This window comes from Streptomyces sp. NPDC093109 (genome assembly GCF_040701725.1).
Taxonomy (GTDB): Bacteria; Actinomycetota; Actinomycetes; order Streptomycetales; family Streptomycetaceae; genus Streptomyces.
Genome location: NZ_JBFBEZ010000057.1, coordinates 16,253 through 29,363 on the forward strand (window position 1 = coordinate 16,253; position 13,111 = coordinate 29,363).

8 protein-coding genes and 1 pseudogene are annotated in these 13,111 nt (G+C 73.9%); 2 read left to right on the top strand and 7 right to left on the bottom strand.

Translation table 11 applies throughout. The features are described 5' to 3' along the window. The 4 genes and pseudogenes from AB0389_RS34140 to AB0389_RS34155 all read right to left on the bottom strand — a co-directional run. Positions 1-431, bottom strand: a pseudogene (locus AB0389_RS34140) (hypothetical protein); the annotation flags it as partial. A 70-nt stretch (positions 432-501) separates the two neighbouring features. After that, a complete protein-coding gene (locus tag AB0389_RS34145; RefSeq protein ID WP_366399440.1) occupies positions 502-1,521 on the bottom strand; it encodes an ABC transporter ATP-binding protein in 1,020 nt (339 codons plus the stop codon). Then, entirely contained in the window at positions 1,518-4,556 is a 3,039-nt protein-coding gene (locus tag AB0389_RS34150; RefSeq protein WP_366399441.1) for an FtsX-like permease family protein, read from the bottom strand. Before AB0389_RS34150 ends, AB0389_RS34145 begins: the two co-directional genes overlap by 4 nt. Further along, the gene (locus AB0389_RS34155) at positions 4,556-8,116 is read right to left on the bottom strand and encodes an ABC transporter permease (RefSeq protein WP_366399442.1); all 3,561 of its coding nucleotides are present in this window, start codon (positions 8,114-8,116) and stop codon (positions 4,556-4,558) included. The genes AB0389_RS34150 and AB0389_RS34155 overlap by 1 nt, the downstream gene beginning before the upstream one ends. Positions 8,117-8,419: 303 nt before the next feature. Here AB0389_RS34155 and AB0389_RS34160 point away from each other — a divergent pair, with 303 nt between their 5' ends. Next, positions 8,420-9,145 carry an ABC transporter ATP-binding protein gene (locus AB0389_RS34160; RefSeq protein ID WP_366399460.1) on the top strand — a complete coding sequence of 242 codons (726 nt, stop codon included), beginning with the start codon at positions 8,420-8,422 and terminating at the stop codon, positions 9,143-9,145. A gap of 89 nt (positions 9,146-9,234) precedes the next feature. Then, positions 9,235-9,552: a hypothetical protein gene (locus AB0389_RS34165; RefSeq protein ID WP_366399443.1), complete on the top strand. Its 318-nt coding sequence runs from the start codon at positions 9,235-9,237 to the stop codon at positions 9,550-9,552. Positions 9,553-9,754: 202 nt separating this feature from the next. Here AB0389_RS34165 and AB0389_RS34170 read toward each other — a convergent pair whose 3' ends face one another. The 3 genes from AB0389_RS34170 to AB0389_RS34180 form a co-directional block, all read right to left on the bottom strand. Further along, positions 9,755-11,152, bottom strand: coding sequence for a DUF445 domain-containing protein (locus tag AB0389_RS34170; protein WP_366399444.1), 1,398 nt, complete (start codon positions 11,150-11,152; stop codon positions 9,755-9,757). A 167-nt stretch (positions 11,153-11,319) separates the two neighbouring features. After that, entirely contained in the window at positions 11,320-12,096 is a 777-nt protein-coding gene (locus AB0389_RS34175) for a DUF1707 domain-containing protein (RefSeq protein ID WP_366399445.1), read from the bottom strand. Between the two features lie 31 nt (positions 12,097-12,127). After that, positions 12,128-13,108 carry an ATP-binding cassette domain-containing protein gene (locus AB0389_RS34180; RefSeq protein WP_366399446.1) on the bottom strand — a complete coding sequence of 327 codons (981 nt, stop codon included), beginning with the start codon at positions 13,106-13,108 and terminating at the stop codon, positions 12,128-12,130. Positions 13,109-13,111: the final 3 nt, after the last annotated feature.

Genomic DNA, 13,111 nt, shown 5'->3' on the forward strand with positions numbered 1-13,111 from the left:
CGGGCGTCGCGGGCGTCGCGGGCGTCGCGGGCGTCGCGGGCGTCGCGGGCGTCGCGGGCGTCGCGGGCGTCGCGGGCGTCGCGGGCGTCGCGGGCTTCCGCGTCGGCTTCGGCGTCGGCGCCCTTGCCGTTATCCGCGTAGAGGACCGCCGCCAGCAGCCTCTGGCGCGGCGTCGGTTCTCCCGTCTGCATCAGGACCACCCCCGGCAGCGGGCGCTGCCACGGGCCGCCCGGCCTGCACCTGCGCGCGGCGGTGCCGGCCGAGAGACCGGCTGCCCGCAGTTGACGGCTGCTCGCCAGCCGCTGCTGCGTACGGGAGAGGTGGGCGATCGCCTCGTCGGCGGTCGTTTTTCGGAGGTATGTGGCACGGGTGGTCGGGGTGCGGATCGTCGGGGTGCGGGGGGTCTCGGTGGGCTTGGGTGTTTCCGTCATGAGGTGTCTGTGCCCGCCTCACACTCCCTTTCCGACATCCACTCACCCACCGTCACAATCTCTTGTGTCCTCAGGTGCGTTCCTCGCTCGCCCCGCCGTACGCCCCGTCCGCCCCGTCCGCCCATACCTGGATGTGGTCCTGCTCCAGCTCCAGCATCACCCGCTGCTCCATGCCCAGCGCCGCCGTGTACTCCGTCGGCAGCTGGAGCCGCCCGGCCCGGTCCAGCATCGCGTACTCCCGCGCCACCACCGACTCCTGGCCCTCCGCGTCAATCTCCGTACGCCGCAGAACCTCGGACGAAGTCCTGCCGTCGCGGATCGCCACCGTACGGCGGACCTCGCTCTCGACCGCCTGGTCGTGCGTGACGATCACGATCGTCGTCCCCAGCTCCTCATTCGCCCGGCGGAACGCCGCGAAGACCTCCTCGCCCGTCACCGAGTCCAGCTCGCCGGTCGGTTCGTCGGCGAGCAGCACGGAAGGCGAGTTGGCCAGCGCGACCGCGATCGCGACGCGCTGCTGCTGCCCTCCGGAGAGCTGCCTCGGGCGGCGGTCGGCGCAGTCGCTGACGCCGAGCATCGCCAGCAGCTCCTTCGTCCGCTCCCCCTTCGCCGCGCTCCGCCGGACGCCGCCCCGCCCCAGCAACTGCATCGGCAGTGCGACGTTCTGGCGTGCCGTCAGATACGGGAGGAGATTGCGGCTCGTCTGCTGCCAGACGAAACCGACCACCTCACGGCGGTAGTTCAACCGCACCTTCGCGTCCATCGCCAGCAGATCCCGGCCCGCGACCCTGGCCGCGCCCGCGGTGGGGACGTCCAGGCCCGCGAGGATGTTCATCAGCGTCGACTTTCCGCTGCCTGACGCGCCGACCAGGGCCATCAGCTCGCCCTCCCGCACCGTGAGATCGAGCCCCTGGAGCGCCTGCACCTCAACACCGTCCGTGGTGAAGACACGGACCAGCCGGTCACAGGTGATCAGCGCGTCATGCCCGTACGAGGGACGGTCCCGGTGCGCCGCCGCCCTCCGTTCCAGCTCGGTGAGGGTGGGGGGCGAGGGCGGGCGGGTGGAATTCGGTGGTTCGCGGTCCGTCATCTCGTGTCTCCCACCCTCAGCTCCGTCATCGATCCGCGTCTGCCCGCCCACCACGCCTGCCCGGCGGCCACCACCCCCGCCAGGACCAGCACACCGACCGCCGGCAGCACCAGTGACCACACATCCGTACTCAGCGACACACCACCCGCCGGGGCCCCGCTCCCGAACCCGGCCCCCGGCCCGGCCCCGGATCCCACGGCGAGCTGCGCCAGATCGATACCGGGAGCCAGCAGCCGGACCGTGGCCCAGCCGACGAGGACGCCGCCTCCCGCCGCGAGCAGCGCCTGTGGCAGCGCCTCCAGGCCCAGCAGCAGGCGGCCCTGACGGTTGCCCAGGCCCATGGTGCGCAGCCGGGCCAGCAGAGCGGTCCGTTCCCGCGTGGAGTGCAGGAAGGAGAGAAGGAGGGTGATGACCGCGTACACCGCACCGGCCAGTACGGCTACGGCGTAGATCCGCTCGGCCCCCGACTGAAGCGGCGACGCGGTGAACGCCGCCCGTTCCGCGCTCAGCAGGCTCACTTCCGGAGCCGAGGCTGAGGCTGAGGCTGAGGACGAAGCCTGAGCCGGAGGCTGAGGTTTGTCCTGTGGCGTCGCCGCCGCCTTCAGCTTCCCTCCGTCCAGGCCGTCTCCCGTGACCAGCAGCGTCGTCGGTTCCGCCGCCGGCAGGCCCACCGCGTCCACCAGCAGGAATTCCGCGCGGGGAGCGGCCGGCGTACCGGACCGGACCGCCGTGATCCGGACGGTGACCTCGCCCTCCGGCAGGACGATCCGCCGCGGCCCGGTGCCCAGCCGCTCGGCAACGGCCGGGGACGCCACCGCGTCGAGCACCCCGCCCCGGCCGTCGCCCGCCTTCGGGGCTCCGGCTTTCGGCGCCCCCGCCTTCAGGGACCCCGCCGGGAACGCTCCCAGCTCCTGCTGCCGGGCCAGCCTGGTGTACGAGTCCGGCTCCACGCCGATCACCGTGACCGGCTTCTCCCTCTCGGCCGAGGACGCTGACGCTGACGCTGACTCGGACTCGAACTCGGCCGCCGGTATCTTCTCCAGCCTCGCCGATTCGATCCGTACGGCCGTCACCTCCCGTACGCCCGCCACCCGCCGCACCGCCCCTTCCGCACCGGCCGGCAGCGGCACGCCGTCGCCCGGCGTGGAGATCCGCGCGTCCGCGCCCACCGCCAGCAGCGCGACCCGGTCGCGCGCGTCCGTGATCCCCGCCAGTACGGAACCGCCGAACGCCGCCGTCGTCAGCGCGATGAGCAGCGCCAGCAGTGGTGCCGTAGCCGCCGACGACGACGAGCGGCCCGCGCGCGCCAGCGCCAGGAAACCGACCACCCCGCGCAGGCGCGCCACCGGGCGCACCGCGTACCGCAGGGGCAGCGGATACAGCCGTACGAGGACGAACGCGGCGATCAGCGCGACCAGCACGGGAGCCGCGCTCACCAGCAGGTCGCCCGACCCGCCCGAAGACCCGGACGTACCTCTCCCGCGCAGCGCGACGACGGAGGCGGCGGCCAGGAGCAGCAGCGTCAGTTCCGCGACGGTACGGCGCCGGCTCGGCCGCGTCGCCGCGAGGTCGTCGCGGTCCCCGTACGCGCGCGCCCTGCGCAGCGGCAGTACGGCGCGGACCGGCAGCGCCGCGCAGGCGATCAGCGCGACGGCGGCCACGCCGTACACGGCGGGCAGCAGGCGCGCCCCGCCTCCGCCGCCGCTCCCGTCCACCAGGAGCACCGCCAGCAGCAGCCCGGCCGCGGCGGCGGGCAGCACGATCACGGCGGTCTCGGCGAGCAGCCGTCCGCCGATGCCGGGCAGGGAGCCGCCGCGCGCACGCAGCAGGGCGAGTTCGGCGGCGCGGCCCGTGGCGATCAGGCCGCCGGCCATCGCGAGGACGACCGCGGCGACCGTGCCCGCCCCGACGGCCGCGACGACGACAATGCGCGCGATCTCCTCGCGGGTCGCGAGATGGGAGCCGACGACCGCGCCGAGACCGCTCTCCACCTCCGCGTTCCCGCCCGCGATCTCCCGCATCCGCAGCAGTCCCGGGCCGTCTTCGAGGGACGCGATCCGCCGTACGAGCGCCGGGGCGTCGGCCGCCGTCAGCCCTTCGGTGTCGGGGGCGAAGCGCCAGTACTTCTCGGCGTCCGTACGTGTGCCGAGGAGCGCGGGCGCGGCGCCGGGTGCCAGCAGGAGCCCCGCCTCCCAGCGGTACTCCGGCGGCTTGGACGCCGTCGCGGTCAGCCCCGGGGTGCACAGGAGCGGTTCGACGGCCCAGTAACTGCCGTCCGGGCGGCGGGGTTCGACGATGCCCGTGATCCGTACGGAGAGGGCCGGGGCCCCGCCGAAGTCGTTCAGGGCCAGTACGGTGCCGACGCGCAGCCGCAGTTGGCGGGCGGTCGCCGTGGTGACTGCGGCCTCCACCTCCTGCGGCTGTGAGTTCCCGGACGCGGACGCGGAGGACAACGCGGACGACGACGCGGACGGCAGCCGTCCGCTCCGTACGGTGGCGTGGGCGGCCAGCTCCGACTGCGTGGCCAGCGTGAACCGGGGCGGGAGCCCGTCAGGACGCGGCAGCCAGCGGTCCGTACCGATCAGGGGCTCGCCGGTGCGTACCCCGTACGCCGACTGGGTGAGGTCGACGCGCAGCGGGTCCGCCAGCCTCGCCAGCGCCCGCCGGTACACGGCGTCGAGCGCGTCGGGGCGCATCGCGGCCACCCTGGCGTCCTCGGGCAGCTCCAGGCCCGCCTGGGGAGCGGTCAGTTGCAGCACAGTGCCGGTCACAGGGGCGCCTGCGATCTCGCGCCGCAGCCCTTCGCCCTCGTACGCGTCGACGGCCCTCGGGAAGGCGGCGGCGAGGACGGCCGTGAGCAGGACGAGCGCCCCGAGGGCGGCGGCGGCGCCGGGGGCCGTACGCAGCCGGGTCCGCACCCATGGCGCCACGGCGCGCCCGGGACGTACGTCCTCCACGTCGTCCGCCTCCTCCACGTCCTCCACGCCGTCCACGTCGTCCCTGCGTGCGTCATCTGTACATACGTCGCCTGCCATCAGTGGTCCCCCTGGTGGCGGAGCTCGACCGCGAGGTCGGCGCCGCGTCGGGCGGCGAGGGCCGCGGCGATCAGCAGGGGCACGGCCGCGACGCCCGCGAGGAACAGGGCCGCCTGGGACAGCGGAAGTTCCACGAGCACCTGGGGCACGGGCCGGTCGGCCCGCGAGGTCAGTACGGTCAGCGGTACGAGCGCCCGCGTCAGCAGCGCGCCGAGGCCCACGCCGACGGTCAGACCGATGCCGATCAGGACCCCTTGCTCCATCACGACCAGCCGGACGAGGCTCCGGCGGGGCGCTCCGAGGGCGCGCAGGACGGCGAGTTCGGCGGTCCGCTCGCGCAGGGAGGCGGCGGCGCCGACCGCGAACCCCACGGCGGCGAGCGCGGCAGCCGCCATAGCGACGGCGATCAGCGCCGCGCGCGGCCCGTCGCCGAGCGGATCACCGAGCAGTCCGGCCGCCGTCTCGTCCCGTACGAGCACCCGGCCGGGCCCGGTGCCGTCCGCGCGGTCGCGCAGTGCGGACGCGACCTGCGCGGCGGCGCCGGGGGCGGTGCTCAGCCACCACTCGTTGGGCAGGAGCGCGCGGTCGGCACGGTCGGCGACGGCGGCGTTGACGGCCCGCAGATCGACGAGCAGCGCACCGGCGGTCCGTGCGCTCTCGTCGGCGCCGGCGTTGGCAATGGCTTCAGCCCCGGCGTCAGCCCCCGCTTCCGTCTCCGCGCCCGCGTCCATCTCCGCCGCCGGGCCGGCCGTCGGCAGCTCCCGTACGGTCTTCACGATGGTCACGCGCACCTGTTCCCCCGCCAGCGTCAGATCGACGCTGTCGCCGCGTTTGGCTCCGGTGGCGCGCAGGAAGCCGTCGGTGGCGACGGCCGCGATCCGCTCCGGGGCGGCGTCGGCGTGGGCAGCGGCGTCGTCCGCGTCGGAATCGGCTCCCACGGCGTCGAGCCGGACGGAGAAGTAACCGGTCTCGCCGTTCTGCGCCCGCCCTGTCGAGTACGTGAAGGCCGGCTCCGGGACGACCCGCGCGCGCTCGCCGCTGTCCTGTGTCCCGGTGCCCTCCGGCACCGCTGCGCTGCCGCGCCACCGCGTTCCGTCCGGTACGGGTACGGGGACGGGCACGGGTACGGGCACGGGAGCAGGCGCGGTTCCTGAGCGCGCGCCGCCCTCCGCACCACCCGTGACCAGCAGTTGTTCGACGCTCAGCCGGTGCCGCTCGGCCTTCCCGTCCGGGGCGGTCCCGCCGAGCCGCAGCCCGGTCACGCGGAGCGGCCCGGCCGGGGCTGCGCGGGTGTCCGACGCGGTCCGGTCGAGGTCGACGGCGACCCGGTGGAGCCGCCCGTCGACGGGCACCGGTCCGGCGCCGATCCGGTACGGAAGGCCGTACCGGTCCTCGACCACCACCTGAAGCACGGGCGCGAGCCCCGCGCCCTTCCCGGCCGTTCTCCGTACATCGATTATCCGTACATCGATTATCCGTACGTCGAGGAAGAGCCGGCGGGCGTCGGCGGGCAGCACGATCCCGGTACGGTCCGCGGTGTCCGACGGCCTTCCCGGCCCTGCCAACGGGTCCGCCAGCCCGCCCACCAGCGTCTCCGCCGGTTCGTCGGCCAGATCGGGGCGCAGCAGCAGCCGTTCCTCGGCGTGTGCCGTGTCCAGCGCGAGTACGGTCGCGGTCAGCCCGCCGGACAGGCCCGCCTCCGTACGGTGGGCGGGCGCCGCCTGCCGTACGCCGGGCAGCGAGGCGTAGAGGCCGGCCTGACCGGGGTCGGCGGGCCTGCCGTCCAGGACACGTACCGAAGCGCCCGTGGCGAAGTCCGCCCGGTCGCGCTGGGACCGGTCCCACGACGCGCTCTGGCCAAGGGCGAGCAGGCCCGTCGCGACGGCCAGCACCAGCAGCAGTACGGGACCGGCGCCGCGCAGCGACCGGCGGCCCAGGCGGTGGGCCGCCAGCGCGGCGGGCAGCCCACGGCCGCGCGCGGCACGCCGCTCGGCGAGTCCCGTCAGGGGAGGCAGCAGCCGCAGCGTGAGCACCGTACCGGCGAGCAGTGCCAGCGCGGGCGCCATGGCGAGCAGCGGATCGATGCCAAGGCGGCCTTCGCGGTCGCTGCCGAGCACGCCCGTCCCCGCCGTCCCCGCCGTGCCCGCGGCTGTTCGGCGGTCCAACTGCCAGTAGGCCAGGGCCGCGATGAGCAGCAGCCCGATGTCCGCGCCCGCCCGTACGGGTGCGGGCAGGGCGGCGAGCCGGCCGCGCGCGCCTCCCACCGTCCCGCCCGCCCCGCCTGCCCCGCCGGTCCCGGCCAGGGCGGGCAGGACGACCACCGCCGCGCAGCAGAGCGCGACCACCGCCGAGACGGACCACACCTGCCACTCGGGGAAGCCGCCGCCGAGCGCGGACGACTGCCCGGACTGCCCCACGGACCGCCGCGCGAACAGCCCGGTCAGCGGGCCCGCGAGCAGCGGGGCGCAGAGGGCCGCCGGGAGTGCCAGCAGCAGTGCCTCCGTCGCGGCGAGTGCGGCGAGCCGGCCGCGCGATGCGCCACGCGCGCGCAACAGGCCGGTCTCGCCGGCCCGTTCCGTGGCGAGCGAGCGGGCCACCAGCAGCAGTGTGTACCCGGCGAGGAGCAGCAGTTGCAGCGCGACGATCACCAGGGTGGAGCGGGCCACCAGCAGCCCCCGCTCGGTCCGGTCGAGCAGGGACGGCAGCGCGGTGCTCACCGTCGCGCCGCCGCCGAGCGCCGGATCCTCGCGCAGCCGCTCGGGGACGCGGGTGGCCGCGTCGCGCAGGGCGTCGATCCGGCCGGTGGTGACGCCCCGGAAGTCGGCGGTGGCCAGCCAGCCGGTGCCGAAGGGGGCGACCTGTCCGGTGGCGAGGACGGACGCGTCCGTGAGGAGCGGGCCGTAGGTGGTGAAGTCGACCTCGCGGACGCCGTATCCGCCGAGCGCGTCCAGCCGCCAGTACGGATCGGTGAGGTCGGTGGCCTTGTAGATACCGGTGATCCGGACCGTGAGCCGGTCGTCGGTCAGCCGGTCGGTGAGCGCGATCGTCGCGCCCGGGGCCAACTCCAGCCGCCGGGCGGCCTCTTCGGGCAGGGCCACGGGAACGGCACCAGCCACACTGGCCGGCCCCGGCAGCTCGCCCGCCACCAGCGTGATCCGGGAGCGGTCCAGCGCGGCGAGGTGGGTCAGGTCCGGCTTGTCCCCGTCCGCCGACGACGCCGGGGCTTTGGAGGACGTCCGGAGCGGTCCGGGCAGCGCGTACGGTCCCGAGCGCTCCAGCTTCCGTACGGTCACGGGCAGTCCGTCGAATGTCTCCCACGCGCCCCGGACCACGGCCTTCTCCGCCGCGTCCCGGCGCTCCGCCGGAATGTCCGCGCCGATGACGAGAACGGCGGAGGCGGCGTCCCGGCCGCGCAGCGTCTCGCGCAGCGCGGTGTCCCCGACGGAGCTGGAGAACGCGGTGAGGGAGGCGAGTACGCAGGTGGTCAGTGCCACCGCGAGCAGCGCGGCGGCCAGCAGCAGCCGCTGCCCCGTCGCACGCAGAAAAACGAACCCCGTCACGCGTCCCCCGACACCCCGTGCACCGTTCGACCGGAACGGCTGTCCTCGACGTCTCCCTTTGGCGTCTTGACGTCTCGACGTCTCGACGTCTCCCTTTTGGCATCTCCCCCGTCGGTCCCCGTTCAGCCAAACACACATCGATCCGGTTGCCCAGGTGCACCAACTCGCCTGTCCGGCAACGGCTTCCACCCTCCCCGTGCCCGCGCATAGTGTGGCCGGGCCGGCAATCACAGGCGACAACGCGCGGGGGAAGCGCCCATGACGGAGAAGTCCACACCGCAGAAGTCCATGACGCGGAAATCCATGACGGAGGAGACCGGCGCGCACCCGTCCGGCGGCGGACCTATGGTCAGCGCCGAGGGCCTGCACCGTTCGTACGGCAGCGGTCCCACCGCCGTCCACGCGCTGCGCGGCACCTCCCTCGATATCGCGCGGGGTGAACTGGTCGCCCTCAAGGGGCGGTCCGGTGCCGGAAAGACCACACTGCTCAATCTGGTCGGCGGCCTGGACTCGCCGGACCGGGGCCGGATCGTCGTCGACGGCGCCGATCTCTCGGAACTCGGCGAGAGCGGCCTCCTGGAACTCCGCCGCGACCGCGTCGGATTCGTCTTCCAGTCCTTCGGCCTGATCCCCATCCTCACGGCGGCCGAGAACGTCGGGGTGCCGCTGCGGCTGCGCGGAGCCGATCCGCGCGAGCGCGAGGAGCGGGTGGCGCTGCTGCTGGCCCTCGTCGGCCTCACCGAACACGCGGCGCAGCGCCCCGGCGAACTCTCCGGCGGCCAGCAGCAGCGCGTCGCCCTCGCCCGCGCCCTGGCGAACCGGCCGCCCCTGCTGATCGCCGACGAACCGACCGCCCAACTGGACGCCCATACCGGCCTCATGGTGATGGAGCTGCTGCGTACGGTCGTACGGAGTGAGGGCACGACCGCCCTCGTCGCCACGCACGACCCGCAGCTGCTCGATCTGGCGGACCGGGTGGTGGAGCTGAGCGACGGCCGGATCGTCGAGCCGGAGCGAGCCGGGCGCTGAGAACCGGGCCGGGGCCCCGGCCCCGGTCGCGTCCCCCGTCTTCTCGTACGCTCGACAGCGACAGACGGGGACGACGAAAGGTGGCGGCCATGGCGGAGGCAACAGCGAGGATCCCGGCGACGGCCGTGGCGGCGGGCGGCATCGTCGGCGGTTACGCGATCGCCCGGTGGACGAAGAAGCGTCCCCTCGGCGGGGCCGCACTGGCCGCCGCGGGCGCCGTCGCCGCGTACGAATGGCACCGTACGGGCGGGACGAAGGCGGCGGCCGGGCTGAGCGCCGCCTACCTCGCCGCCTTCGCGGGCGCGCACCCGCTCGCCAGGAAGGTCGGCGCGTGGCCCGCCGTCTTCACCGTGGCGGGCGGGGTAGCCGCCGCGTCCTGGGCCGTCACCCGGCGCGCCGGGGCGTAAGCACGCGAAATAAATCCGGCGCCCGTTGAACACCTCCAACTCGCGCTCCGTACTCAAGAGCAACTCCCCCATGGTGGCTGGGCGCGTGAACGGACGACAGGGTCCGCATCACGCGCCCAGCAATCTTTACTGGCCCTGGCCCCCGGCCCGCCGCCCCCGGCCCGCCGCCCCCGGCCCGCCGCCCCCGGCCCGCCGCCCGCGCCTACCCGCCCAGCGCATGCGACACCGTGTAGATCAGCAGCCCCGCCAGCGCCCCCACCACCGTGCCGTTGATCCGGATGAATTGCAGGTCACGGCCGATGTGCGCCTCGATCTTCTTCGATGTGTCGGCCGCGTCCCAGCCCGCCACCGTGTCGGAGATCAGCGATGTGATCTCCCCCCGGTACGTCGCGACGACATACGCCGCCGCCTCCTCGATCCAGCCGTCCAGCTTCCCCTGCAACCGCTCGTCCGTCGCCAGCCGCGCGCCCAGGGACAGCAGCGACGCACGCGCCCGCAGCCGCAGCTCGCTGCGGTCGTCCTCGGCCGCCGACATGATCATGGCCCGTACGGAGGACCACGCCGAGGCGATGATGTCCTGCACCTCGGGACGCGCGAGCAGCTCCGACTTCAGGCGCTCGACCCGCGCGCGGGTGTCCGTGTCCGACTGGAGGTCGGAGGCGAAGTCGCGGAGGAACCGGTCGATGGCACCCCGCGCCGGATGGCTCGGCATGTCGCGCATCTCGGTGATGAAGCGCAGCAGCTCCTTGTAGACCCGGTCACCGATGCGCCGGTCGACGAAGCGCGGCGTCCAGCCGGGCGCGCCGCCCTGCACCGCGTCCATGACGGAGTCGCCGTGCTCCACCAGCCAGTCGTGCGCGCGGACGCAGATCAGATCGACGGCGCGGTGGTGGGCGCCGTCCGCCACGACCTTGTCGAGGGTCTTCCCTATCCCGGGGGCGATCTCCACCGCGTCCGCGCGCCGGGTGATCGCCTCGCCGACCACCGCCTGGACGTCGGAGTCCCGCAGGACGGTCAGCGCGCCGCGCAGCGCCGTGGAGAGCTCGGCGGTGACCCGGTCGGCGTGCGCGGGCTCCGCGAGCCACGTACCGAGCCGGCGGCCGATGCCCAGGGCGCGCAGCCGGCCCCGTACGACATCGGCCGAGAGGAAGTTCTCCCCGACGAACGCGCCGAGCGAGGCGCCCAGCTGGTCCTTCTTGTTCGCGATGATCGCGGTGTGCGGAATGGGCAGGCCCAGCGGCCGGCGGAACAGCGCCGTCACCGCGAACCAGTCGGCCAACGCGCCGACCATCCCCGCCTCCGCAGCCGCCGCGACATAGCCCGCCCAGCCGCCCGCGCCGGAGTTCTTCGCCCAGGTCGCGAGGGCGAAGACCACCGCGACCAGCACCAGCAGTCCGGTGGCCGTGGCCTTCATCCGGCGGACGCCGCGGAGCTTCTCCTCGTCGGCGGCCGTGTACGAGAAGGAGCCGAGCCCACGGGCAGCACGCTTCCCGTCGCCGGGTGCCCCCAGAGCCCCGGGCCCCTCCGCGGGCGCCCCACCGGGCTCCTCCCCGCGCTCAGCCGCCGCCCGCTCCGGATCCGTGCGTCCCGTGCGTTCCATCCGCTCCACCGTTCATTCCACCCGTCCACGTATGTGCCGTGCATCATTCGTACACATTGTCCCCGTCCGCGATGCCGGACGGCGTGACCTGTGGACAAGACGTGGCTTGTGGATAAGTGGAGCCAAGTGAAGCTGAGTGGAGCGGAGACACGGGCCCGCTCAGCCGCTCAGCCGCCCAGCTCCTTGCGCTCCGCCTTCTTCTCCAGCTTCTCCCGCTTGCGCTGCTCCTTGAGCCGCCGCCGCTCCGCCTCCGTGGCCTTCCGCTCGACCCCGACCCCGCCCATCAGCGCGATCCCGGTGACGATCACCCGCGGCGACCCGGGGCTGATCTCCACGTCCTCGCCGCTGCGCACCTCACCGAAGCCGCCCATCAACCCGATGCCCCTGACCTCGACGTTCATGTCCGGCGGTACGATCACCTGCATCCCGCCCATGATCGCGTAGCACCGGATCACCACATCGCGGCCCTCGAACCGCGCCTCGCGCAGATCGATGTCCCCGCCCGCCTGGAAGACGGCCGCCGTGAACTTCCGGCCCACCGTCCACCTCCCCTTACGGGCGAAGCCGCCCCAGAAGGCGAACGCGCCCTTGGACGTGGCGGGTTCCCGGCCGATCCGGTCCGCCCAGCCACCGCCGCCCGGCACGGCCTCCGGCGCCACCCCGCGCGCCACCCCGCGCGCCGCCTGCGCGGCGACGTCCGTCGTCGTCCCCGGCGCGGGCAGATCCCGTACGAGCGGCACCAACTCGCCGTGCGTACGCGCCTTGTAGGCGACGTCGAGGCGCTCCTCGAACTCCACCATGTCGATCCGGCCCTCCGCGACGGCCTCCCGCAGCCGCTCCGCGATCTGTTCCCGCTCGGCGTCGGACGCCCGCGTATCGGGGGTTGCCGGGGGACTGACCACGGGGCGCGGCTCGGGACTCGATTCGGGCTGCTCGCTCGTCATAAGAGCAGACTAGTCACCCCTGCGTTCTCCGTCACACAGCTGATCGATCCGCATACATCTTGGCGATCACATCCTCGATGTCCGGCTCCCGCACCGACAGATCCACCAGCGGAAACTCCGCCGCGATCCGGGCCACGAGCGGCGCCGCCGACGCCGCGGCCGGGAAGGCCAGCCACTGCCGCGGCCCCTCCACCTTCACCGTACGGACCTCCACTCCGGGCAGGTCGATCGGCGGAAGCTCCCGCTCCAGATCGATGACGAGCATCCGCTCGCTCTCCCCCACCTCGTGCAGCCCGGCCGGCGAGCCGTCGTACAGCAGCCGCCCGTGATCGATGACCATCACCCGCGCGCAGAGCTGCTCGATATCGGTCAGATCGTGCGTCGTGAGCAGCACCGTCGTGCCGCGCTCCGCGTTCAGGTCCCGCAGGAACCCCCTGACCTTGGCCTTCGAGATCACATCAAGGCCGATCGTCGGCTCGTCCAGATACAGCACCTCGGGATCGTGCAGCAGCGCCGCCGCGATGTCGCCGCGCATCCGCTGGCCGAGCGAGAGCTGCCGTACCGGTACGTCCAGCAGCGCGCCCAGATCGAGGAGTTCGACGCAGCGCTCCAGATTCACCCGGAACCGCGCGTCCGGGACGCGGTACATCCGGTGCATCAGCCGGTACGAATCGATCAGCGGCAGGTCCCACCAGAGCGTCGTGCGCTGCCCGAACACCACGCCGATGCGCTGCGCCAGCCGCGTACGCTCCCGGGACGGGTCGATGCCCGCGACCCGCAGCCGGCCGGCGCTCGGGGTCAGGATGCCGGTGAGCATCTTGATGGTGGTGGACTTGCCGGCGCCGTTCGGGCCGATGTAGCCGACCATCTCGCCGCGCGCCACCCGGAAGGAGAGGCTGTCGACGGCACGCACCTGGTGTCTCTCCCGGCGCAGCAGTCCCGCCTTGCGGCGGACGTCGAAGACCTTCTCGACCCCGTCCAGCTCGATGAATCCCGCGCTGTCCTCCGTCACCAC

Coding starts and splice junctions, on each gene's coding strand:
- AB0389_RS34145 (WP_366399440.1), bottom strand. CDS start 1,521: ATGACGGACCGCGAACCACCGAATTCCACCCGCCCGCCCTCGCCCCCC.
- AB0389_RS34150 (WP_366399441.1), bottom strand. CDS start 4,556: ATGGCAGGCGACGTATGTACAGATGACGCACGCAGGGACGACGTGGAC.
- AB0389_RS34160 (WP_366399460.1), top strand. CDS start 8,420: ATGACGGAGGAGACCGGCGCGCACCCGTCCGGCGGCGGACCTATGGTC.
- AB0389_RS34165 (WP_366399443.1), top strand. CDS start 9,235: ATGGCGGAGGCAACAGCGAGGATCCCGGCGACGGCCGTGGCGGCGGGC.
- AB0389_RS34170 (WP_366399444.1), bottom strand. CDS start 11,152: ATGGAACGCACGGGACGCACGGATCCGGAGCGGGCGGCGGCTGAGCGC.
- AB0389_RS34175 (WP_366399445.1), bottom strand. CDS start 12,096: ATGACGAGCGAGCAGCCCGAATCGAGTCCCGAGCCGCGCCCCGTGGTC.